The sequence below is a fragment of the Mesorhizobium sp. M0195 genome, from assembly GCF_040322115.1.
Classification (GTDB): domain Bacteria; phylum Pseudomonadota; class Alphaproteobacteria; order Rhizobiales; family Rhizobiaceae; genus Mesorhizobium.
In genome coordinates, this window is record NZ_JAMYSV010000006.1 from 142246 (window position 1) to 162557 (window position 20312).

Genomic DNA, 20312 nt, shown 5'->3' on the forward strand with positions numbered 1-20312 from the left:
TTCCTTCAGAGCCCGAGATGCCCTTTCAGGTCGGGTACCGATGCAAGGACCTCATTGGTTAGCTGCGGGCCGGCTGCTGCCTCGGCCTGCTGGACCAGCATCGTGCCGGCCTGACTGATTTGTGCCAGGGTAAGGCCTGATGCCTTGAGTATGGCGACGCCGTTGATCAGCGCGCCGGTCTTTTCGCCGAGAGCGCCGCCGAGCGCGCCCTCCAGCGAGGACAGGAGGCCACCACCGGAAGCCGCGCCGGGAGCCATGACATCATATTGCTTGGCCAGCGCGTCGGCTCCCGGGATTTTGGCAAAGAAGCTGGACAGAGTCGTGCCTTCCGCCTCGTGTTCAAGCACCGAGAAAATCGTGCCGGCGATCTTTTCCGTCAAAGCCTGGTTGAGACCGGATTTCTGGGAGACGGTGTTGATGATGTCCTGAACGTCCATGATCTTTCCTCAGGCCTTGGTGTTTGCGGGCGGGTGCCGGGTGACGCGGATCTTGATCAACGATCGTTTGAAGGCGGGGAAGGCAGTGAACCGCAGCGCCAGCAAAGCCATGGCGGCGAGGGCGAACCCACTTGCCAGAAGCGGGGAGGGAAAGGTCATGGGCGTATTCCTTCGTCGTCAATCATGCATTCTTTTCCCGCCAAATGGCCATTGTCGTTCGCCAAATGGCCCGAGTGAGGCATAGCCCGGTAACTTCTTTTTACATTGTGGTGCGTGCATTTAGCATTGCCACAAAGGACCAAAATTTAACGACAGTGGGGCTAGCGGCATCACGGCCCTCGTGCAGGGACTTATGGCAGCCTCACTCAGCCGTGACTGGACCAGGCAAGCTTCGGCTCTATGTTGCCGCGGGGGGCGCCGACGAGAAGCGCGCCATGACAACACCTGCCGGACCCACCGCCGCCGAGCCTGTCATTACCCAGGCGATGATCGATGCCTATGACGAATACACGCATCTGACGCTCGACCGGCGGCGCTTCATGGAGCAATTGACCAGACTTGCCGGATCGGGTGCGGCAGCTGCCGCGATCGCGCCGCTGCTGGCGGCGAACTCGGCCCAGGCGGCAATCGTGGCGGAAGACGATCCGCGTGTGAAAGGCGAGGACATCAGCTATCCCGGCAGCGGCGGCGAGATGAAGGGCTATCTGGTCAGGCCGGCGGACCAGACCGGCAAGCTTGGTACCGTCATCGTGGTGCATGAGAACAGGGGTCTCAACCCGCATATTCGCGACGTGGCGCGGCGCGTTGCGCTGGAAGGGTTCGTGGCGCTCGCGCCGGACTTCATGACACCGCTCGGCGGCACGCCGGACGATGAAAACAGGGCACGTGACCTGTTTTCCCAGCTCGATCCAGCACAGGTCGCCGCCAATGCCGTCGCAACGGTCGCCTACCTCAAAGGCTACAAGGACGGCAACGGCAAGGTCGGCGCCGTCGGCTTCTGCTGGGGCGGCGGCACGGTGAACATGCTGGCCGTCAACGCGCCGGACCTCGCCGCCGCCGTCGCCTATTACGGCATGCAGCCAAAGGCCGAGGACGTGCCGAAGATCAAGGCCGCGCTCATGCTGCATTATGCCGGCCTCGACACCCGCACCAATGCCGGCATCGATGCCTTCAAGAAGTCACTCGACGCGGCTCATGTCGAATACTCGGTCTATGTCTATGAAGGCGCCAACCATGCCTTCAACAACGATACGTCGGCGGCCCGCTACGACAAGAAGGCGGCTGACCTCGCCTGGGGCCGGACGATCGCTTTCCTCAAGGAGAAGCTGAACTGATCAGGTGGGCGCCGGCGCCGGTTTGTGAAGGGCGACGCCGGCCACCACCAGCGCGATGCCAACGCAGTCGGTGAGGCTCGGCACCTGCCGCAGCACGATGACGCCGATCAACGTCGCGGTGACCGGCAGCAAAGACAGCATCAGCGCGAAGCTGGAGCGCGGCAGCCGCGACATGGCAAGCTGGTCGCATATATAGGGAATGACCGACGAGCAGATGCCGACGCCGACCGCCGCAAGCAGCAGCGGCGGCGCCGAGAAAGCCGGCAGAGCATCGGCGAAACCGATCGGCAGAACGACGAGAAGGGCGACCGCCATGGCGGCACCCAGCCCGACGATGCCATCGCCGGCGCCGCCGCGCGCGACGCGGTGGCCGAGCACGATGTAGCCAACGAACAGCGTGCCGTTGAGGAAGGCCCAGAACAGGCCGACGGGATCGCTCGACCATTTGACGTCTATCAGCAACAGGGTGCCGGCGACAGCGATCGCGAGGGCGGCGAGATTGCGCGGGCTTCTGAGGCCAACAAGCGCAACGGCGATGGTGCCGACGAATTCGATCGCCGCCACCAGCGAGATCGGCAGCCGGTCGAGCGCCAGGTAAAACGAGCAATTCATCACCCCAAGGCAGACGCCGAAGGCCAGAAGCAACAACCGCGTCGAGCGATCGGCGCGGGCGAAGACCGCCCATGGCCGGGTCAACGGGGCAAAGACGAGTGCCGCGGTGGCGATGCGCAGCCAAGCCATGCCGAGCACGCCGACATGCGGGAACAGCAGCACCGCGAAGGCCGGTCCGAGATAGTGGAACACGGCGCTGACGCCGAACCAGAGATGCGGCGGGACCGCGTTTGCCAAGGTAAAGGCGGGGCCGGCGAGTGCCGGACTTGCTGCTGGGGCTTGCGTCCGATCTTGCATGGGATCAGTATCGCAGGCGATTTTTGCCATTGATATGGATGATGGCCGGTCATTGCGGCTATTTGCTTTCCGAAATCAAGGAGTATTCCGCTGAAACGCCTTCGAAATGAAAATAGCGATCTGGATCCGGCGGACCTGAAAATCCTGCGCCTGCTGGAAAAGGACGCGCGCACCAGCACCGCCGAACTGGCGCGGTCGGTCGGCCTGTCGGCGCCGAGCGTTGCCGAGCGCATCAAGCGGCTGCAGGAAAGCGGTGTGATCGAGGCCTATACGGTGCGTATCAATCCGGCCGCGCTCGGCATGAAGCTGTCGGCATGGCTGCGCATCAGGCCGGTGCCGGGCCAATTGGCCGTCGTGGCCGAGATCATCCGCGAGCTGCCGGAAATCGCCCAATGCGACAGGGTGACCGGCGAGGACTGTTTCATCGCTTTGGCGCATGTCGGCTCGGTGGCCGAGCTCGAACGGGTGATCGACCGCATCATCCCATTTGCGATGACCAACACGGCGATCATCCAGTCGTCGCCGGTGGTGCCGCGATCGCCGCTGGGGGCGTGAAGCGCCAGCCTTGACGCTTGGGATCGTTCGTCAGCACATCATCAGAAATGCAAACCGGACGACCGGTCTGTTTCTTCCCGCACCGTTCAGGCGTGGCCGCGTTTCATCCGCGCCTGCTTCAGGATGGCGCGCCAGCGGATCATGGCGAAGGGGATCGGCTCGTTGTTGTTGGCGATGTGGAAGATCTCGTTGTTGAGGTTCTTCAGCGAGCGCCAGAAATCATAGTCGGTGATGCGTGGGTCAGCCGCCAGCCTGTCCGCTTCGACCTTGATATCGGTTTTCATGCACGTTCCCCGAACCGCTGCTGCTCCGCCGCCCGTATCGCAATTCGATGCGGATGGTTTTCCAACGCCGCGCTGAGTCGTTCAACGTCTCAATTCGGCTTGTTCACGTTAAAACCTCGGTAAGGTTAACGGCGGTTGGCCAGTGGTTCAAGCGCTCTCTTGGTTCAAGCCGGCTTACGACGAATACCGATCGAGCGGCCGGCGCGCTCCGGCATCGGCAGGGCGGCATGGGCGGCGCGCATCGCTTCCACCCTGGCCAGGACGTCGGCGGGGAAGGGCGCTACCTTCGGGCCAGCCATGTCGACATGCAGCGACAGCGTTTCGGATGTGGCGGCAAGCCAGCCGTCGCGATGCCGGATTTCCTGATAGGCCCTCAGCCGCTTCTCGTCATGGTCGAGGAGTTGGAACGAGACCGTGACCTTGTGGTCGAGATGCAACTCCTGGACGTAGCAGACATGCACTTCCGCGGTGTAGATGGTCAGCCGTCGTTCTTTCACATAATCCGGCCCCATCCCCATCATCTCGAATGCTTCGTCGGAGCAACGATCGAACAGCACGTTGTAATAGGCCATGTTGAGATGGCCGTTGTAGTCGATCCAGGCCTCCTCGATGTCCATGGCGCGAGAGACGAAAGGGGCGGGGATGGGCATCGGAAACTTCCTTCTCGTCATGCCGGGGTGAGCGTGGACTGGACAGAGCGTGCTTGGTGAGACTACGCATCGGTAGAAGCAGAACAAGGGTGGACGCTGGTCCATTCGCGGAGGAATCGATGGCTCTAAGCGACCTCAATCCGGTCGAGCGCAACGAAGAAGGCATTGCCGCCGTGCTCGGCATCCTCAAGCAGCGGCTCGGCGAGCGATTCCAGACCGGCCAGGCGATCCGCGCCCAGCACGCGCACACCACGACCTATATTCCGACGCAGGCGCCGGACGGCGTCGCCTTTGCCGAGACCACGCAGGAGGTGCAGGAGATCGTGCGCGCATGCGCGGCGCATCGCGTGCCGGTGATCGCCTTCGGCGTCGGCTCTTCGCTGGAAGGTCACACCAACGCGCCGGGCGGCGGCATCTCGCTCGATACGTCACGCATGAGCCGCATCATTGCAGTCAATCCCCAGGACCTCGATTGCACCGTCGAGCCCGGCGTGACGCGCGAGGACCTCAACCGGCACCTGCGCGACACCGGCCTGTTCTTTCCGATCGATCCGGGCGCCAACGCCTCGCTCGGCGGCATGGCGGCGACGCGGGCCTCGGGCACCAACGCCGTGCGCTACGGCACGATGCGCGAAAACGTCCTGTCGCTGACCGCGGTGATGGCCGACGGTGAAGCAGTGACGACCGGCAAGCGCGCCAAGAAAAGCTCGGCCGGCTACGATCTGACACGGCTGCTGATCGGCTCGGAAGGCACGCTCGGCATCATCACCCAGCTGACGTTGAAGCTGCAGGGCATTCCGCAGGCGATTTCGGGCGGCGTCTGCCCGTTCGCCAGTGTCGAGGCGGCGTGCAATGCGGTGATCGCGACCATCCAGATGGGCATTCCGGTGGCGCGCATCGAATTGGTCAACGCGCTGCAGATGCGGGCGATGAAGACCTATTCGAAGCTTGATTATCCGGAGAGCCCGTGCCTGTTCGTCGAGTTCCACGGCAGCGATGCCGGCGTCGCCGAGCAGGCCGAAACCTTCGGCGTGATCGCCGAGGAAAATGGCGGCGGTCCGTTCCTGTGGACCAGCGTCGCCGAAGAGCGGACGAAATTGTGGAAGGCCAGGCACGATGCCTACTGGTCGTCGCTGACGCTGCGGCCGGGTGCCAAGGGCCTGTCGACCGATGTCTGCGTGCCGATCTCGCGCTTTGCCGAATGTGTCACCGAGACCGAGGTGGATATCGCCGAGATGGGCCTGATCGCGCCGATCGTCGGCCATGCCGGCGACGGCAATTTCCATGTGCTGGTGCTGATGGACGTGAACGATCCGAAGGAGATCGCGCTGGCGGAAAAATTCGTGGCGCGGCTCAACATGCGCGCCATCGCCATGGACGGCACCTGCACCGGCGAGCATGGCATAGGGCAAGGCAAGATCGGCTTCCTGCGGCACGAGCTTGGCCATGGCGTCGACATCATGCGCACGATCAAGAAGGCGCTCGACCCGCTGAATATAATGAACCCCGGCAAGATATTGCCTGGAAAGGACTGACCTTCAGGCCGCTGCCGTGCCCCCATTTGCCTCTTTATCGACACGCTGATGCGGGTAGAGTGCCACTGACTTTCAACCAAAACTATCCAGGAGCTGATGCTCGCACGCCTGTTCGTGATCTTCGGTGGGCTTCTTGTGCTGGTGCTGTGTGCGGCGCTGGTGGTGCCGTACTTTGTCGACTGGACGGGTTACCGTGCCGATTTCGAGCGCGAGGCCAGTGCCGTCCTCGGTCGCAAGGTGACCGTGCAAGGCGATGCGACGGCGAGGCTGCTGCCGTTCCCCTCGGTGACGTTCTCGAATGTCGCCGTTGCCGGTGGCCCCAACGGCCAGCCGGCGATGACCGTCGAAACCTTTTCGATGGATGCAGAACTCGCGCCATTCCTGCGCGGTGAAGTGCTAATCTTCGACATGCGGCTGGTGCGGCCGAAGGCGACGATCGACATCGCCGCCGACGGCACGGTCGACTGGACTATACGGCCATCCTCGCCCTTCGATCCCGGTCAGATTTCCATCGAGAAGCTGACGGTGACGGAAGGACAGATCGCGCTCAGCCACGCCGCCGGCGGGCGCAGCCATCTTATTTCCGAGATCAACTCAACGATCTCGGCCAAGTCGCTGGCCGGCCCCTGGAGGCTGGACGGCTCACTGTTGCTGGACGGGTTGCGGACCACGATCGCCGCTTCCACCGGCAAGGCCGAACCGGACGGGCAAATGCGGCTCAGGCTCAAGGCCGATCCGGATGCCTATCCGCTGGTCATCGAGACCGACGGCAATGTGGGCCTCGTTGAGGGCGCCGCCGTCTATTCGGGCCAGTTCAAGATATCGGGCGCAGACCGAACCGCGGCGCGGCCGCGCGGCACCGGCGGCGAGGCGCTGAAGGTCAGCGCCGGCAAACCGGACCCGGGCTTCAGGCTGAACGGCAAGTTTTCGCTCGACCACCAGAAGCTCGGCGTCGACGAATTCCGCTTCGAGACCGGGCCGCTCGACAATCCCTACACCGCCGACGGCAAGGCTGCGGTCGACCTTGGGCTGAAGCCGCATTTCTCTATCGAGGCCAATGGCGCGCAGGTGCAGTTCGACGAGGCCGTCGGGGCGGCGGCCGGGGCCGGATTGACGCTGTCCGAACGGGTGGTGGCGCTCGAGCAGGCGCTGCTCGATCTGCCGAAGCCGACCATACCGGGCACGGTCGAGGTGAAACTGCCGGCGGTGGTCGCAGGCGACACCACGGTTCGCGACGTGCATCTGTCCGCCGAGCCGGCCGAAGGCGGCTGGGCGGTAAAATCGCTGGCCGCCACGCTGCCCGGCCGCGCCAAGCTGGAAGCCAATGGCATGGTCAGCGTCGAGGACCATTTCGGTTTCACCGGATCGCTGCTTCTGGCGGTGGCGCAGCCCTCCGGCTTTGCCGCCTGGCTGTCGAAGGACGTCGACGAGGCGATCCGCCGTTTGCCGGCCGCCGGCTTCAAGGCCAAGGTGGATTTGAGCGAAAAACACCAGGCCTTCAGCGATCTCGAACTCATCCTCGGCAAGGCGAAGTTCTCCGGCCGCATCGATTCCAACCAGCCCGACGAAACCCGTCCATCGGTGCTGATGCAACTCGAAGGTGGCGAACTCGACGTCGACGGGCTCGCTGCCTTCGCCTCGATCTTCGTCAGCGACAAGGGCGCCAACCGCTTTTCCGATCGCGACCTCGATTTCCAGATCAAGGCCGGGCCGGTCAGCGCCGGCGGCTTGACCGCCGATAGCGTCGATACTTCACTTAGATTGCGTGAGGGGCTGCTTGAGATCGACCGCCTGTCGGTCGGCGGACTTGCCGGCGCCTCGATCAGTGCCACCGGCCGGATCAAGGATTTCCCGGCGAGCCCGACCGGCAAGCTCGACGCCTCGGTGGTCGCCGTCGACCTCAAGCCGCTGATCGACGTCGCCGTCCAGCATTATCCAGACAACGCGGTGCTGAAGTGGCTGGCGGAGCGCGCGGCTGCCTATCCCGAGCTGTTCCAGGATGCGCGTATCGACGCGGTCACGAGTGCCGCAGACAATGGCGATGGTACGACCGGACTGGCCATGAGCGCACAGGGCAAGGCCGGTGGCTCGGCCTTTTCGGCGTCGTTGTCCGGCAAAGGGGCGCTCGACCGGCCTCTCGAAGCGCCGGTGACGCTGACCTTCAACGCAAGGAACGCCGACGCCACCGCGCTTCTGGCGCTTTACGGTCTGCCGGCACTGCCGCTCGGCATGCTCGGCGAGGCGACCACCGACGTCTCGGCCAAAGGCACGCTTGGCGGCGGCCTGGCGACACGATTCAGCCTGGCCGGCAATGACTTCAAAGCTGGTTTCGACGGGACAATTGCCGACACGCCTCAGGGCGCGGCCGCCAAGGGCAAGGTCAGCCTTGAAACGGCCGACATCTCGCCATGGCTGATGACGACCGGCGTCGGCCTGCCCGGCATGGAGACCGGCATGTCGACGTCGCTTGCTGCCGATGCCGACTACGGCAATGGTCTCCTGGTGCTGAGCGGGCTCAGCGGCGCCGTCAACGAAGCGGCGGTTTCCGGTGACGTAAATATCGACATCAAAGAGGGGCTGCCGCATCTTGCCGGCGCGCTGTCGCTGGACGAGCTGGACCTCGATCCGATGGCGGTGATGCTGTTCGGCGACCAGGCTTTCCTTGTCAATGACAGGACCTGGCCGACGGCACCGTTCAGCCAGAAATCCAGTCTGCCATTTACCGCCGATCTCGATCTGACGGCGGCGTCGCTTGCCGCCGGCCCGCTTGCCACCGCCTATGACGCTGCGCTTTCGCTGCAGCTCGACCAGGAGGGCATCCGTGTTTCCGACCTCAAGGCAAAATTCCTCGGGGGCGAGTTGAGTGGCCTGTTCGAGCTCAAGAACAATGACGGCACCGGGCTTTTCTCCGGTCAGATGAAACTCGCCGGCTCCGATTTGACAGCTGTGCTGCCGGAGGCCGGCATCAGCGGAAGCGGCGATTTCTCGACGGCGCTTTCGACCAGCGGCAAATCGGTCGACGCGATGGTCGCGGCGCTGTCCGGTTCCGGCACGGCGACGCTGAAGGGTATGACTATTGCCGGCTTTAATCCCGATGCCTTTGGCGCACTTATTGCCAAGGCCGACCCGATCGGGCGCGATATCGACGCATCGAAGACTGCCGGTTTTGTGCCGCAGATCGCCGCGGCGGGCAGTTTTCCGGCGCAGGACACCGATATTGCCTTCACCATCGCCGGCGGCACGCTGAGAGCACCGCCGGTCAAATTGGAAAGCCCGGGCGCGACGCTGTCCGCCGACATCACCGCCGATCTGAACACCAGCACCGTCGATGCCAAGGGCGAGATCGCCTATCGACCCGGCGATGAGGCGCTGGTCGGCTCCGAACCGATTTTGAATTTCAGCGTCGACGGTCCGTTCGGCGCCACCAAACGGCAGTTCGACAGCGAGCCGCTGGCCCAGTTCCTGACCCAGCGTGCGCTGGAAAAGGAGCAGCAGCGAGTCGAAGCCATGCAAGCCGCACTGCTCGAGAAACAAAGGCTGCGGCGTGAGGTGCGCTACTACGCTGCCTTGCAAACCGAGCGTGAAAGAGCGGCGGCGGAACGGCGCAAGCAGGAGGAGGAAGCGGCGCGGCTGAAGGCTGAGGCCGACGCCAGGGCAAAGGCCGAAGCCGAGGCTCAGGCCCAAGCCGAAGCGGAGGCGAGGGCGCAGGCTGAAGCCAAGGCGAAGGCTGAAGCGGACGCCAGGGCAAAGGCCGAAGCCGAGGCGCAGGCCCAAGCCGAAGCGGAGGCCAGGGCGCAGGCCGAAGCCAAGGCGAAGGCGGATGCAGCAGCGAAGGCCGAAGCCGAGGCGAGGGCGAAAGCCGAGGCGGCTGCAAAGGCCAAAGCGGATGCTGAAGCCGAAGCCAAGGCGGCGCAACAGGCTGCCGAGGAAGCCGCGCAGGCCGAAGAACAGCAACGCCAAAGGGCGGAAGAGGCGTTGCGGATCGCCTCGGAAGAGAAGGCAAGGCTCGACGCCGAACGCAAGGCCGCGGCGGAGCGAGCGGAACGGGCGCCACCGGCCACAAATAACGTGCCACCGCCAGTGCAGCCCCCGCCAAAGCTCAAGTTCGATCCCTCGTCGATCGACGATCTGCTAAAATCGCTGAATGGCGGGTGACGGCGTATCCTTTATATATCGGGTCCAGCAAGCAAGCGCTTCAGCATCGGCTCGATCCGCCCGAGTTCGTCGAGATGAGCGGCTGACAGATCGGCGAGACTGTCGTCGGCGCGCTCGGTCAGCCGCAGCAGCACGCGGCGGTGGTCCTCCTCGTCGTGCTCCCTCGCGACGAGCCCGGCTTCGCAAAGACGGTTGACCAATTCCACTGCGCTGTGATGGCGGATGCGCAGGCGCTCCGCGAGGTCGCCAATGGTCACCGGCCCTCCGCCGGGAAACCCTTTGATCGCAAGCAGGGCCTGATGCTGGCGTGGTGTCAGGCCGGCTTCCTGCGCCTGGATTTGGCTGAATTCGAGAAAGCGGCGGATCAGGTAACGAAATTCGGACAGCCTCTGGTAATCGGCCGGCCCGATCGTTGCGCCGCGCTTTTGTGGCTTCGAAGTGTCTGCCATCGAATCCTTTCCGACAAAGCCGCAAACGGGCCTTGAACATTTATATCGTGTTACGATACAGAACGCACCAACATGGCTCGTGCCCGCCATCATCGGTGGCACGGCCGGCGACCCATCCGCAAGTCGGCACGCCGTCAGAAAGCAAGGTTTGCAAATGAAGTCCGATCACGCCAACCCGGGCCATCTGCGGGATTTTACCACCGATGCCCGGGTGCTGCTCATTGCCGGCATAGCGGTGGTGGTGGCGACGGTGGGGCTGTTTGCCGGCATTGCCCTTTTGAAGCTGATCCGGCTTGCCACGAACATCGCCTATTTTGGCCAGTTCACGCTCGCCGACCTGAAACTGCAGGATACGCCGTTTGGCTATGCCTCGGTATTTGTTCCGGTCATCGGGGCATTGATCATCGGTGTGATGGCTCGCTTCGGAAGCGACAAGATTCGCGGCCATGGCATTCCCGAAGCCATCGAGGCGATCCTGCTCGGACGCTCGCGGCTCGACGCCAAGGTGGCAATCCTGAAGCCGTTGTCGTCGGCAGTCTCGATCGGCACCGGTGGGCCATTCGGCGCGGAAGGGCCTATCATCATGACCGGCGGCGCCATCGGCTCGCTAATCGCGCAGATGCTGCCGGTCAGCGACAATGAACGCAAGACGCTGCTGGTGGCGGGTGCGGCGGCCGGCATGACCACCGTGTTCGGAACACCGATCGCTGCCATCATGCTTGCGGTGGAATTGCTGCTCTTCGAATGGACGCCGCGCAGCTTCATTCCCGTAGCGGTCGCCGCGGTTATTGCCGAGGTCGAGCGCACCATGCTGCACCTGCCGGGGCCGATCTTCCCGTTTCAGGGCGGCATGGAGGTTTCATTTCCAGCCCTTGCCGGCTGGGTGCTGGTCGGCATGGCAGCCGGGCTGCTATCGGGGTTGCTGACCCAGATGGTCTATGCCTGCGAGGACGGTTTCCAGAAGCTGCCCATCCACTGGATGTGGTGGCCGATGCTCGGCGGCCTGGTGGTCGGCATTGGCGGGCTGATCGAGCCGCAGGCGCTCGGCGTCGGCTATGACAATATCGCCGACATGCTGGATGGCCGCACCATAGCGACCGCTGCGCTCACCCTGTTGGTGGTGAAGGCGATCATCTGGTCGGTCGCACTCGGCTCGGGAACGTCGGGAGGTGTGCTGGCGCCGCTGCTGATCATGGGCGGGGCGATGGGCGCGGTCCTCGCCGGCTTCCTACCGGCCGCCGATCCGGGCTTCTGGGCGCTGCTGGCGATGGCGGCGACGATGGGCGGCACCATGCGTGCGCCGCTGACCGCCACCTTCTTTGCGGTCGAACTGACCGGCAACACCCATGTCCTGGTGCCGCTGATCGCGGCAACTGCCACTGCGCACGCGGTGACCGTGCTGTTGATGAAGCGTTCGATCCTCACCGAAAAAATCGCACGGCGAGGGCATCACATGGTTCGCGAATACCGTGTCGATCCGTTCGCCCTGACCAGGGTGCGCGAGGTGATGACCAGCGACGTCGAGAGTGTGCCGGCGACAATGACGCTGCACGGCGCGGCAGCGTTCCTGACTGCGCCGGAGACACGACATCCGAGCTTTCCGGTCGTCGATGAAGAGCGCCACGTGCTTGGCGTCATCGACCCGCCGGCGATCCTGCGCTGGAGACGCACCGGCAAGCACCGCACGACGACGCTTGGCGAACTGCTGGCCGGCAGCAAGGTCACGCTGGCCTATCCGGATGAGTATCTCGAGGGTCTCTCCGACAAGCTGCTGATGGCGAACGTGTCCCATTTGCCGGTCGTCACACGAGAAAATGCCCGGCTGGTGGGCTATGTCGGCTGGAAGGACCTGATGCGCGTCAGATCGAAGAAACAGGCCGAAGAACGCGACCGCTCGGCTTTGCTGGGCTTCCGTATCCGGCGCAGGAAACAGGATAGCGTTGCCTGAAGGCTAAAACTTGCCGCGCTTGGCCCAATCCAGCACATAGAGCCTGAGCGCCGAGGAGAGGTTCGCATCGCGCGGGCGGCTCTCGTCGATTTCGGCGACAAGCGCGGCGAGCGTCAGTTTTCGCATGGCCGCAATAGCGATCAGGTCGTCGTAAAAAGGCTTTTCGAGCGAATAGCTGGTGCGGTGGCCGCGAATCGTGACCGAGCGCTTTTCGACCGGGCTCACGCAACGATCCTATTCACCTTCAAGCATCGGATTTGTCCGAATCGCCCGATTTTTCGCGGCGATGGCCGGCGACGAATTTATCGGCCTTGCCGGCGATCAGGCGGTCGCGATCCCGGCTGGTTTTGGAACGGCCATGCAGCGCCCGGTTCTGCTCGGCCAGGCGCTCCTTCTCGGTTCGCGCCTTCTGCTTGCGTGCCTGACGGAGATTGACGATCTCGGCCATGTCACGCCGCCCGTCGGCTCATTTCTTGCGGAAGGCGTCGAGCGACACCACGTCGGCGCCCTTGGCACCGGCGTCGGCCGCGGCAGGCTTCTTTTCCACCTCAGCGTTTTTCTTCTTCGTCTCAGGCTTTTTCTCGGCGACGATGGCCAGCGGCTCGGGAGCAGGCTTGGCCTTTGTCTCCTGTTCCGCCGGGGTATCGGTCTTGACGTCGAATTCGAGCTCGAAGTTGACGGATGGATCGTAAAAGCCGCGCACTGCCGAGAACGGGATTTCCAGTTTCTCCGGCACGTCGGAAAACGACAACCCGACTTCGAAGCCGGTGTCGCTCACCTTCAGGTCCCAATACTGGAACTGGATGACGATGGTCATCTGTTCGGGATAGCGCTCGCGCAGCCGCGACGATACGCGCACACCCGGCGCGCCGGTGAGAAAGGTGATGAAGAAGTGATGGTTGCCCGGGAGACCGGTGCGCGCGACCTCGGCCAGGACTTTGCGCATGACGCCGCGCAACGCCTCCTGGGCCAGAATGTCGTAGCGGATGTGGTCGTCGGCCATGTGGCTGTCGGGTTCCGTTGAATCGTCCTGATAGCTGTAATCAAGCTTGAGCGCGGCGTAAACCGGATATAGATCGCCTGCGTGCGGAAGCGAAGCCCATCGGCGACGATTTGATCGTCAAACGGCTTTGATCGTCAAGCGCTGGCGAGCGCGCCGTGTTTACCAGCCACAGGCTGCCGCTTGCCGAAGGCGCGCAGGAAGGTGCGCACGCCATTTGTCGCCGACTGCACCACCTCGTCCTCGGTCGGTGTGCCGCCGAGCATGAACGTCGTCTGCAACTCGGCATTGGCAAGCGCCATGAACTGGCGCGCTGCGACGTCGGGATCGTCGATATCAAGGAAGCCGGCATGAGCGAGGCGGGCGAAGCGGGCGGCGATCGCCGGCCATGTCCTGCCCGGTCCTTCTTCGCGCCATTCGGCGAACAACTCGGGATAGCGCCCGCCCTCGGTCTGGATCAGCTTGCGCAGGAATTTGCCGTCGCGGTTGCAAATGCAGTTGTGGGTCATCCGCACAGCAAAGGCGATGAGGTCGGCCTCGAGATCCTTCGGCTGATCGGGAAAAGTGGAAATCGTGGCAAAGATGCCGGCGTTGCAACGTTCGGTGAGGTCGCGGACGATGGCAACGAAGAGTTTTTCCTTGTCGCCGTGATGGTTGTAGATGGTCTGGCGGGAGACGCCGGCCTCGGCGGCAATCATGTCGATATTGGCACCGGCGAAGCTTTCGCGGCAGAAGACCGAGGTGGCGGCGTCGACAATCGACATCCGCTTGGCCTCATGGCCCCGTGGCGGGAAAATGTCAGGAGAAACGTTGGCCTTCATGCAAAACTATATAGAGGTGGTTGACGAATTAGACAAGCCTGTCTAAATTTGTGGACTGCACGAAGGGAGTTTCGTTCCGCAGAAGAGTCGGAACTCCACGGGATGGAACGTCCTAGGGTTACGCGCCGGTCCTCGGCGGCAACCAGAATTCGAAAGAGCCTGCTATCATGAACGCCAAATTCCTCCGCATTGCGGTCGTGCTCGGCCTATTGTCCGCGATCGGCCCGTTTGCCATCGACATGTATCTTCCGGCCCTGCCGTCAATAGGCGAGGATCTGCATGCCGGCACTGCCGCGGTGCAGATGAGCCTGCTGATCTTCTTTCTTTCCATGGGCTTCGGCCAGATCGTCGTCGGACCGATCTCCGACATGGTCGGCCGCAAGCTGCCGCTCTACGGCGGCCTGGCGCTGTTCATGGTCGGCGGCGTCGGCTCGGCGCTGGCTCCCTCGATCGAATGGCTGATCGCCTTCCGTTTCCTGCAAGGGCTCGGCGCCAGCGCCGGCATGGCCGTGCCGCGCGCGATCGTGCGCGACCTGCATACCGGCACCGAGGCCGCCAAGTTGATGTCGCTGCTGATGCTGGTGTTTTCGGTGTCGCCGATCCTGGCGCCGCTGACCGGTAGCCAGATCATCGAGAATTTCGGCTGGCGCGCCGTGTTCTGGACGGTGACGGGCGCGGCCGTGCTCGCCACCATCCTGCTGGCGACCTCTCTCAAGGAGACGCGGCCGGTGGAAGAGCGCGCCGGTTCGTCCTTCGGGACGGCACTTTCCGGCTACCGCTTCCTGATGGGCGACCGCAACTTCCTTGGCCTGACAGCCATCGCCGGCTTCGGCATTGCGAGCTTCTTCGTCTATCTGTCGAGCTCGTCCTTCATCCTGATCGACCATTATGGCCTGTCGCCTTCGGTTTACAGCGTGTTCTTCTCGATCAATGCGGTTGCCTTCATCGGCATGTCGCAGCTGACCGGGTTGCTATCGGAGCGGTTTGGGCTGCAGCGCGTGGTGCGCGTCGCGGTGACGGGCTATGCGACGACGATGGTGGTGCTGTTTGCGGTGATGGCATCGGGTGTCGACCGGCTCGACGTAATGGCGGCGCTGCTGTTCATCGGCTACGGCTTTCTCGGCCTGGTCATCCCGACAACGTCGGTGCTGGCCATGGAAGAGCATGGCGAGATCGCCGGCACCGCTTCGGCGCTGATGGGCACGCTGCACTTCGCCATCGGCGCTGTCGCCATGGGCGTCGCCGGCGTGTTTTTCGACGGCACGCCGCTGCCGATGGTGGCGGGCATCACGCTGTGCGCGGCGATCTCCTTCACACTGGCCAAGATAACGCTCGGCCGCAGCCGGGACGTTGCGGAAGCGCCGGCGGAGTAAGCTTCACCTATCGAGACAAAAAGGCCGGGCGATGTTCCCGGCCTTTTCACGTTTGCGGTCCCGGTTCAAAGCAGCCTATGCCTATACGACGGGTTCAAGACATGCAGCTTAGACATCTCAAGACCTTCGTGGCGGTCGCCACCACCTTGAACATCACGCGCGCCTCCGAGCGGGTTCATCTTGCCCAATCGAGCGTGACCGAACAGATCCAGGCGCTGGAAGCCGATCTGGGCACGTCGCTGTTCGACAGGTCACGGCGTGGCTTGAAGCTGACGGCGGCAGGACAGCGCCTGCTGGACTACGCAAACGATCTCCTCGACCTTGCGGACGAAGCCCGTTCCGCTGTCGCCGACGCGAGCGGTACGGTTGCCGGTCGCCTGACGGTCGGCGGCCTGGAGACGCTTTGCTCGACACGCTTGCCGGCTTTGCTGGGGGAATTCCATCGGCGCCATCCCGATGTGGAACTGGACCTCAGGGCGAACGATAGCAGTGGGTTGCGTGCCGGCGTGACAAGCGGGGCGCTGAACGTATCGTTCCATTTCGGAGCCGTCCCGGCGGCGGCGCCGGAGCTGCGAAGCGAGCAGATAGCCGAGGAAGAGCTCGTCGTCATAATGCCGGCAAATCACCGGTTGGCCGGATATACTGCCATAAGGTCCGACGACCTGGCTGACGAAGCCTTCCTCGTCACCCAGCCCGGTTGCGTCTATAGGCGGATGTTCGACGAAACGTTTGCGGCAATATTGCCTGACCGTCCAAAACTCGTCGGCGAGTTCGCCAGCATGGGTGCGATACGGGGCCTTGTTGCAGCCGGCCTTGGATGCGCGCTGGTTCCTCGTCTCGTGGCTTCCGCGGCCGATGCCAATATCGTCGTGTTGCCTTGGGTCGGAAGCAGCCCGGTGACGCCGGTCACCATGGTATGGCGCCACCGGCGCATTCAAGCGCCGGTGTTGCGGCTGTTCCTCGCAATGGTTCGCGAAATTTGGCCATTGCTAGACCAGCCGCTGGCCACCATCGACATGAAGCACCGTTGCGGTGATGAAGCCGTTATGCATCAGGGACGTGATGGCGTGGGCAATGTCGGCTGCCTGCCCGATCCGGCCGACGAGCAGGCGCTTTGCCATGCCGTCCAGCGCAGCCGTCTTTCCGCTGCCGGCGACGGCATCCCAAATCGGCGTGTCGACCCAGCCCGGCGAGACGACGTTGACGCGGATCGGCGCCAGTTCGACGGCAAGCGCGTAGGCGAGTGAGCCAAGGGCCCCATTAACGGCTGCCACCACCGAACCTTTCGCCGCCGGACGATAGGCTGCGATGCCCGAGGTCAGCGTGATCGATCCCCTGGGCGTCAGACGAGGCGCGCCATGTTTGGCAAGAAGAAGCGGTCCGACGACCTTGGAATCCATCACTTTCCGCGCCAACGAGATGTCCATCTCGGGAAGCAATACATAGACGCCGGTGACGTCGGCGGCGGTCGAGACGATGTGGTCGAGCGTACCGACATCCTGGAACAGGCGTCGGACCTCGTCCTCGCTTGTGACGTCGGCTGCGATCGTCCTCAGCCTTTCCGGGTGAGGCAAGCGCTGCCGTGCGGCCGACAACCGGTCCTGGGAGCGGCCGACGATCGTAACCTCAGCGCCGGCGGCAAGCCGCTGTTCGGCCAGCGAAAGCCCCATGCCGGAACTGCCGCCAACGATCAGGATGCGTTCGTGTTTTGGTGTGGTTTCCTGGTTCATCTTGTCTCCATCAGGTAGCTCGCCGGGCATGACCACACGCGGCGAGAACCTGAGGCCTTGTCCCGCAAAGGCATGAGAGAAGGGAAACGGGAAGATACGAATGCTGCCATCGGAGATTCCGATAATGGCAAGGCCTTGGGCTTTCGCCTCAGCCTGAGACGCCTCAGCCTGAGACGTTGATGAAACATTCGCCGGTGCGATCGATGCGGTCAGCCAGGGATTGGTATAAACGCTGCGGCGCCTTGGGTCTGTCAGGGCGCATAAAAAAGCCGCCGACGAGCCTGCAGCTGCACATATCAAAAAGGTAGAATGGAGGTTTCTGTTGCCAGGTACCTCCGAACCCCGCCTAGAAGTGCGAACCACTAGGGCTTGAATTGAAGCTATCGCACCGCTTACGCGGCGAGACGTGCTTCCGCATAGTTGTCGTTGGCAACTATAAGTTTAGCCCGATAACGGTGGTACAATGCCGGGCAAAAGTACGATCTTTACACCTTCGTCGATCCTATTTCGCCCCCAGCAAAAGCCGCTCCTGAGCAGCGGTTTTTGGTGGAGGCGCCGGGTACCGCCCCCGGGTCCGAACGGCTTATTTCATCGCCTGTTTATCGCCATAGTCGGTCGAGCCGACGAAGCGAATATAGGGACTGGCGGTGGAAAATGAAAGGCCGGAATGCCACTTTCGTCCGTACCAAAGTGGATCATGAAGGGTTGACTTGCAGCCGGTCTCAACCGAAGCTTTGTGGCGGTGAGGAGACCTAGCGCATACTTGCGGCAGCGCGCCACAATCCTCATCAACCGGATCCCGTGGCGCCGACGAGGGGAAATTCGATGGCCGATTATCTTGCAGACGTAAAGAAATATGATGCGGCGGCGGATGCCGACGCGGTCGCCAAGATCGTCAAACATCTGGGCATCGCGCTCAGGAACCGCGATTCCTCGCTGGTGTCCTGCACCGACCCGGAGGAACTGAAGCGCGTCAGGAACAGCTGGGTCGCCGGCAAGCTCGGCGTCACCGACGGCGCCAAGGCAGATACGGCTATCGAAAAGGCCTGCAAGGCGATGGCGGCCGACAACAGCAAGAGCCGGGTGACGTTCTACTACCTTGTCGCCAGGGATCTGGGCATGCTCGGCTCGCTCTGAGCAACCTCGCCGCTGATGCTGGTGAGGCTTCTGCTGGAATCGTCTCGCTTTGCTGTGTTCGGCCGACGGTCATTCGGCTATGATGGCTGACAACCCGAATCGGACCGGAGCCGATGCGCCAGTATCTCGATCTTCTGAAGCATGTGCTGGAAAACGGCGCTGATCGCGGCGACCGTACCGGCACCGGAACGCGCTCGGTATTCGGCTACCAGATGCGCTTCGACCTGGCCCGCGGCTTTCCGGTCACCACCACCAAGAAGCTGCACCTGAAGTCGATTGTCCACGAGCTTTTGTGGTTCCTGGCCGGCGACACCAACATCAAATATCTCAACGATCACGGCGTCTCGATCTGGGATGAGTGGGCCGACGAGAACGGCGATCTTGGCCCGGTCTATGGCAAGCAGTGGCGGTCGTGGCCGGACGGCCATGGCGGCGTCATCGACCAGATTGCGAATCTTCTGAAGGAGATACGCAAAAATCCTAATTCGCGGCGGCTGATCGTTTCGGCGTGGAACCCGGCCGAGGTGGAGGCCATGGCGTTGCCGCCCTGCCACTGCCTGTTCCAGTTCTATGTTTCGGAAGGCAAGCTTTCCTGCCAGCTCTACCAGCGTTCGGGCGATATTTTTCTCGGTGTGCCGTTCAACATCGCTTCCTATGCTTTGCTGACGCTGATGGTGGCGCAGGTGACCGGATTGAAACCCGGCGATTTCATCCACACGCTCGGCGACGCGCATCTTTACTCGAACCATTTCGAGCAGGCGCGCGAGCAATTGCGGCGCACGCCCAAGGCGTTGCCGACGCTATGGATAAACCCCGAGGTGAAGGATCTCTTTTCCTTCCGCTTCGAGGATTTCCGGCTCGACAACTATTTCGCCGACGCGACGATCAAGGCACCGATCGCGGTCTAGCACCATAGCTGACCGTCCATATCGAAATTGCCTACTGCGGCTCCGCTCTTGGGCGTTGTCAGCATTCAACTTGATCGGCCGACGTCGACCTGACGCAATCCCTGGTCGCTGTTTTTATGCAATATTTCCTTCGGCCTCGATACCGCTGTATCCAACGAAGATTATCGCAGGCCAGGAAAACCTCAGCCCAGAAGACCGTCGCCGGTAAAGAGCCTTTCATTGTTATGTTCACATGGATATATCGATAGCGGCTTCGGGCGATCCGGGACGAGGAGAGTTTCATGCTGACGCGCAAGGGTTCGACGACGATTGCCAAAGTCGGTCTCGCCGCCATGCTGATGGTCGTGGTGCCGGCGGCCTATGCCGATGACAAGGTGGTCGTGTTTGCTGCGGCGAGCCTCAAGGAAGGGCTCGACGCCGTCAACAAGGCCTGCGAGGCCGACGTCGGCGAGGTGGCAACCATTTCCTACGCGGCGAGCTCGGCGCTGGCCAGGCAGATCGAAAGCGGCGCGCCGGCAGACGTGTTCATCTCGGCCGATCTCGACTGGATGAAATATCTTTCCGACAGGAAGCTGACCAAGCCCGAAACCGAAATGAAACTGCTCGGTAACCAGATTGTGCTGGTCGCGCCGCGGGATTCCAAGGTCGAGACCCGGATTGAAAAGGGGTTCGATCTTGCCGGCCTCGTCGGTGACGGCAAACTTGCCATGGGCGATGTCAAGGCGGTGCCGGCCGGCAAATACGGCAAGGCAGCCCTCGAATCGCTCGGTGTCTGGTCTTCCGTCGAAGGCAAGGTGGCGCAGGCCGAGAATGTCCGAGCCGCTCTAAAACTGGTATCGACCGGCGAGGCAGCACTCGGCATCGTCTACGCCACGGATGCGCATGCGGAGCCTGGCGTGAAGGTGGTCGGCACTTTCCCCGCGGGTACCCATCCGCCGATCATCTATCCAGTCGCCCAGCTTGCGGATTCGAAGGGCAAGGATATCCCGGCATTCCTAAAATGCCTGCAATCCGCCAAGGCTGGCGAACTCTTCAAGGGGCAAGGTTTTACCGTGCTCGCGCCGAGCAATTAGGGCAACGCGCTGAC

The 20312-nt window shown here is 62.9% G+C and carries 20 protein-coding genes, 1 other RNA gene and 1 pseudogene; 10 read left to right on the plus strand and 12 right to left on the minus strand.

The genetic code is table 11. The features are described from left to right. Positions 1–5: 5 nt before the first annotated feature. A complete protein-coding gene (locus tag NKJ12_RS15080) occupies positions 6–437 on the minus strand; it encodes a hypothetical protein (protein WP_254818955.1) in 432 nt (143 codons plus the stop codon). Positions 438–446: 9 nt separating this feature from the next. After that, entirely contained in the window at positions 447–596 is a 150-nt protein-coding gene (locus tag NKJ12_RS15085; protein WP_352644664.1) for a hypothetical protein, read from the minus strand. Positions 597–871: 275 nt separating this feature from the next. Here NKJ12_RS15085 and NKJ12_RS15090 point away from each other — a divergent pair, with 275 nt between their 5' ends. Continuing rightward, complete coding sequence (locus tag NKJ12_RS15090; protein WP_352703538.1) at positions 872–1771, plus strand: dienelactone hydrolase family protein; 900 nt, start codon at positions 872–874, stop codon at positions 1769–1771. Here the strand turns inward: NKJ12_RS15090 and NKJ12_RS15095 are convergent, their stop codons facing one another. Then, positions 1772–2680, minus strand: coding sequence for an EamA family transporter (locus tag NKJ12_RS15095; RefSeq protein ID WP_352505629.1), 909 nt, complete (start codon positions 2678–2680; stop codon positions 1772–1774). 90 nt (positions 2681–2770) lie between these two features. On the opposite strand from NKJ12_RS15095, the gene NKJ12_RS15100 reads away from it, so the two are divergent. Further along, positions 2771–3235: an Lrp/AsnC family transcriptional regulator gene (locus NKJ12_RS15100; protein WP_352505671.1), complete on the plus strand. Its 465-nt coding sequence runs from the start codon at positions 2771–2773 to the stop codon at positions 3233–3235. A gap of 86 nt (positions 3236–3321) precedes the next feature. On the opposite strand, the gene NKJ12_RS15105 is transcribed toward NKJ12_RS15100, so the two are convergent. Beyond that, on the minus strand, positions 3322–3519 hold the full coding sequence (locus NKJ12_RS15105; protein ID WP_023676715.1) for a hypothetical protein: 198 nt from the start codon (positions 3517–3519) through the stop codon (positions 3322–3324). Positions 3520–3683: 164 nt separating this feature from the next. After that, complete coding sequence (locus NKJ12_RS15110; RefSeq protein WP_352505630.1) at positions 3684–4169, minus strand: thioesterase family protein; 486 nt, start codon at positions 4167–4169, stop codon at positions 3684–3686. A 119-nt stretch (positions 4170–4288) separates the two neighbouring features. Here NKJ12_RS15110 and NKJ12_RS15115 point away from each other — a divergent pair, with 119 nt between their 5' ends. Together NKJ12_RS15115 and NKJ12_RS15120 are read left to right on the plus strand one after the other, a co-directional pair. Then, positions 4289–5704, plus strand: coding sequence for an FAD-binding oxidoreductase (locus tag NKJ12_RS15115; protein ID WP_352505631.1), 1416 nt, complete (start codon positions 4289–4291; stop codon positions 5702–5704). A 96-nt stretch (positions 5705–5800) separates the two neighbouring features. Continuing rightward, positions 5801–9859 (plus strand): AsmA family protein, encoded by a 4059-nt coding sequence (locus NKJ12_RS15120; RefSeq protein ID WP_352703540.1) that lies wholly within the window; start codon positions 5801–5803, stop codon positions 9857–9859. Positions 9860–9870: 11 nt separating this feature from the next. On the opposite strand, the gene NKJ12_RS15125 is transcribed toward NKJ12_RS15120, so the two are convergent. Beyond that, the gene (locus NKJ12_RS15125) at positions 9871–10308 is read right to left on the minus strand and encodes a MarR family winged helix-turn-helix transcriptional regulator (RefSeq protein ID WP_352687624.1); all 438 of its coding nucleotides are present in this window, start codon (positions 10306–10308) and stop codon (positions 9871–9873) included. A 154-nt stretch (positions 10309–10462) separates the two neighbouring features. Here NKJ12_RS15125 and NKJ12_RS15130 point away from each other — a divergent pair, with 154 nt between their 5' ends. Further along, positions 10463–12256, plus strand: coding sequence for a chloride channel protein (locus NKJ12_RS15130; protein WP_352703543.1), 1794 nt, complete (start codon positions 10463–10465; stop codon positions 12254–12256). 3 nt (positions 12257–12259) lie between these two features. Here NKJ12_RS15130 and NKJ12_RS15135 read toward each other — a convergent pair whose 3' ends face one another. The 4 genes from NKJ12_RS15135 to NKJ12_RS15150 all read right to left on the minus strand — a co-directional run bounded on the left by NKJ12_RS15135 (position 12260) and on the right by NKJ12_RS15150 (position 14077). Then, positions 12260–12481, minus strand: coding sequence for a ribbon-helix-helix domain-containing protein (locus NKJ12_RS15135; RefSeq protein ID WP_352703545.1), 222 nt, complete (start codon positions 12479–12481; stop codon positions 12260–12262). A 19-nt stretch (positions 12482–12500) separates the two neighbouring features. Next, complete coding sequence (locus NKJ12_RS15140; protein ID WP_352505635.1) at positions 12501–12704, minus strand: DUF4169 family protein; 204 nt, start codon at positions 12702–12704, stop codon at positions 12501–12503. An 18-nt stretch (positions 12705–12722) separates the two neighbouring features. Beyond that, positions 12723–13259 (minus strand): SspB family protein, encoded by a 537-nt coding sequence (locus tag NKJ12_RS15145; RefSeq protein ID WP_254818944.1) that lies wholly within the window; start codon positions 13257–13259, stop codon positions 12723–12725. Between the two features lie 134 nt (positions 13260–13393). Continuing rightward, positions 13394–14077: a TetR/AcrR family transcriptional regulator gene (locus tag NKJ12_RS15150; RefSeq protein ID WP_352505636.1), complete on the minus strand. Its 684-nt coding sequence runs from the start codon at positions 14075–14077 to the stop codon at positions 13394–13396. A gap of 167 nt (positions 14078–14244) precedes the next feature. On the opposite strand from NKJ12_RS15150, the gene NKJ12_RS15155 reads away from it, so the two are divergent. Then, positions 14245–15450, plus strand: a complete 1206-nt coding sequence (locus NKJ12_RS15155) for a multidrug effflux MFS transporter (protein WP_023676705.1) — start codon at positions 14245–14247, stop codon at positions 15448–15450. Positions 15451–15551: 101 nt separating this feature from the next. Continuing rightward, positions 15552–16367 (plus strand): annotated as a pseudogene (locus NKJ12_RS15160) (LysR family transcriptional regulator); the annotation flags it as partial. A gap of 72 nt (positions 16368–16439) precedes the next feature. Here NKJ12_RS15160 and NKJ12_RS15165 read toward each other — a convergent pair. Continuing rightward, the gene (locus NKJ12_RS15165; RefSeq protein ID WP_352703547.1) at positions 16440–17180 is read right to left on the minus strand and encodes an SDR family oxidoreductase; all 741 of its coding nucleotides are present in this window, start codon (positions 17178–17180) and stop codon (positions 16440–16442) included. Between the two features lie 308 nt (positions 17181–17488). After that, positions 17489–17844: a transfer-messenger RNA gene (gene ssrA, locus NKJ12_RS15170) on the minus strand. 161 nt (positions 17845–18005) lie between these two features. Between ssrA and NKJ12_RS15175 the strand changes: the two genes are divergently transcribed. The 3 genes from NKJ12_RS15175 to modA all read left to right on the plus strand — a co-directional run bounded on the left by NKJ12_RS15175 (position 18006) and on the right by modA (position 20298). Next, positions 18006–18317, plus strand: a complete 312-nt coding sequence (locus NKJ12_RS15175; protein ID WP_352703549.1) for a DUF2853 family protein — start codon at positions 18006–18008, stop codon at positions 18315–18317. A gap of 113 nt (positions 18318–18430) precedes the next feature. Beyond that, positions 18431–19225 (plus strand): thymidylate synthase, encoded by a 795-nt coding sequence (locus tag NKJ12_RS15180; protein ID WP_352703551.1) that lies wholly within the window; start codon positions 18431–18433, stop codon positions 19223–19225. Between the two features lie 281 nt (positions 19226–19506). After that, positions 19507–20298, plus strand: a complete 792-nt coding sequence (gene modA, locus NKJ12_RS15185) for a molybdate ABC transporter substrate-binding protein (protein ID WP_502905708.1) — start codon at positions 19507–19509, stop codon at positions 20296–20298. Positions 20299–20312 lie beyond the last annotated feature (14 nt).

Bases quoted from the DNA above. Each gene is read 5' to 3' on its own strand.
- NKJ12_RS15080 (WP_254818955.1), bottom strand. From the start codon at position 437: ATGGACGTTCAGGACATCATCAACACCGTCTCCCAGAAATCCGGTCTC.
- NKJ12_RS15085 (WP_352644664.1), bottom strand. From the start codon at position 596: ATGACCTTTCCCTCCCCGCTTCTGGCAAGTGGGTTCGCCCTCGCCGCC.
- NKJ12_RS15090 (WP_352703538.1), top strand. From the start codon at position 872: ATGACAACACCTGCCGGACCCACCGCCGCCGAGCCTGTCATTACCCAG.
- NKJ12_RS15095 (WP_352505629.1), bottom strand. From the start codon at position 2,680: ATGCAAGATCGGACGCAAGCCCCAGCAGCAAGTCCGGCACTCGCCGGC.
- NKJ12_RS15105 (WP_023676715.1), bottom strand. From the start codon at position 3,519: ATGAAAACCGATATCAAGGTCGAAGCGGACAGGCTGGCGGCTGACCCA.
- NKJ12_RS15110 (WP_352505630.1), bottom strand. From the start codon at position 4,169: ATGCCCATCCCCGCCCCTTTCGTCTCTCGCGCCATGGACATCGAGGAG.
- NKJ12_RS15115 (WP_352505631.1), top strand. From the start codon at position 4,289: ATGGCTCTAAGCGACCTCAATCCGGTCGAGCGCAACGAAGAAGGCATT.
- NKJ12_RS15120 (WP_352703540.1), top strand. From the start codon at position 5,801: ATGCTCGCACGCCTGTTCGTGATCTTCGGTGGGCTTCTTGTGCTGGTG.
- NKJ12_RS15125 (WP_352687624.1), bottom strand. From the start codon at position 10,308: ATGGCAGACACTTCGAAGCCACAAAAGCGCGGCGCAACGATCGGGCCG.
- NKJ12_RS15130 (WP_352703543.1), top strand. From the start codon at position 10,463: ATGAAGTCCGATCACGCCAACCCGGGCCATCTGCGGGATTTTACCACC.
- NKJ12_RS15140 (WP_352505635.1), bottom strand. From the start codon at position 12,704: ATGGCCGAGATCGTCAATCTCCGTCAGGCACGCAAGCAGAAGGCGCGA.
- NKJ12_RS15145 (WP_254818944.1), bottom strand. From the start codon at position 13,259: ATGGCCGACGACCACATCCGCTACGACATTCTGGCCCAGGAGGCGTTG.
- NKJ12_RS15150 (WP_352505636.1), bottom strand. From the start codon at position 14,077: ATGAAGGCCAACGTTTCTCCTGACATTTTCCCGCCACGGGGCCATGAG.
- NKJ12_RS15155 (WP_023676705.1), top strand. From the start codon at position 14,245: ATGAACGCCAAATTCCTCCGCATTGCGGTCGTGCTCGGCCTATTGTCC.
- NKJ12_RS15165 (WP_352703547.1), bottom strand. From the start codon at position 17,180: ATGAACCAGGAAACCACACCAAAACACGAACGCATCCTGATCGTTGGC.
- NKJ12_RS15175 (WP_352703549.1), top strand. From the start codon at position 18,006: ATGGCCGATTATCTTGCAGACGTAAAGAAATATGATGCGGCGGCGGAT.
- NKJ12_RS15180 (WP_352703551.1), top strand. From the start codon at position 18,431: ATGCGCCAGTATCTCGATCTTCTGAAGCATGTGCTGGAAAACGGCGCT.
- modA (WP_502905708.1), top strand. From the start codon at position 19,507: ATGCTGACGCGCAAGGGTTCGACGACGATTGCCAAAGTCGGTCTCGCC.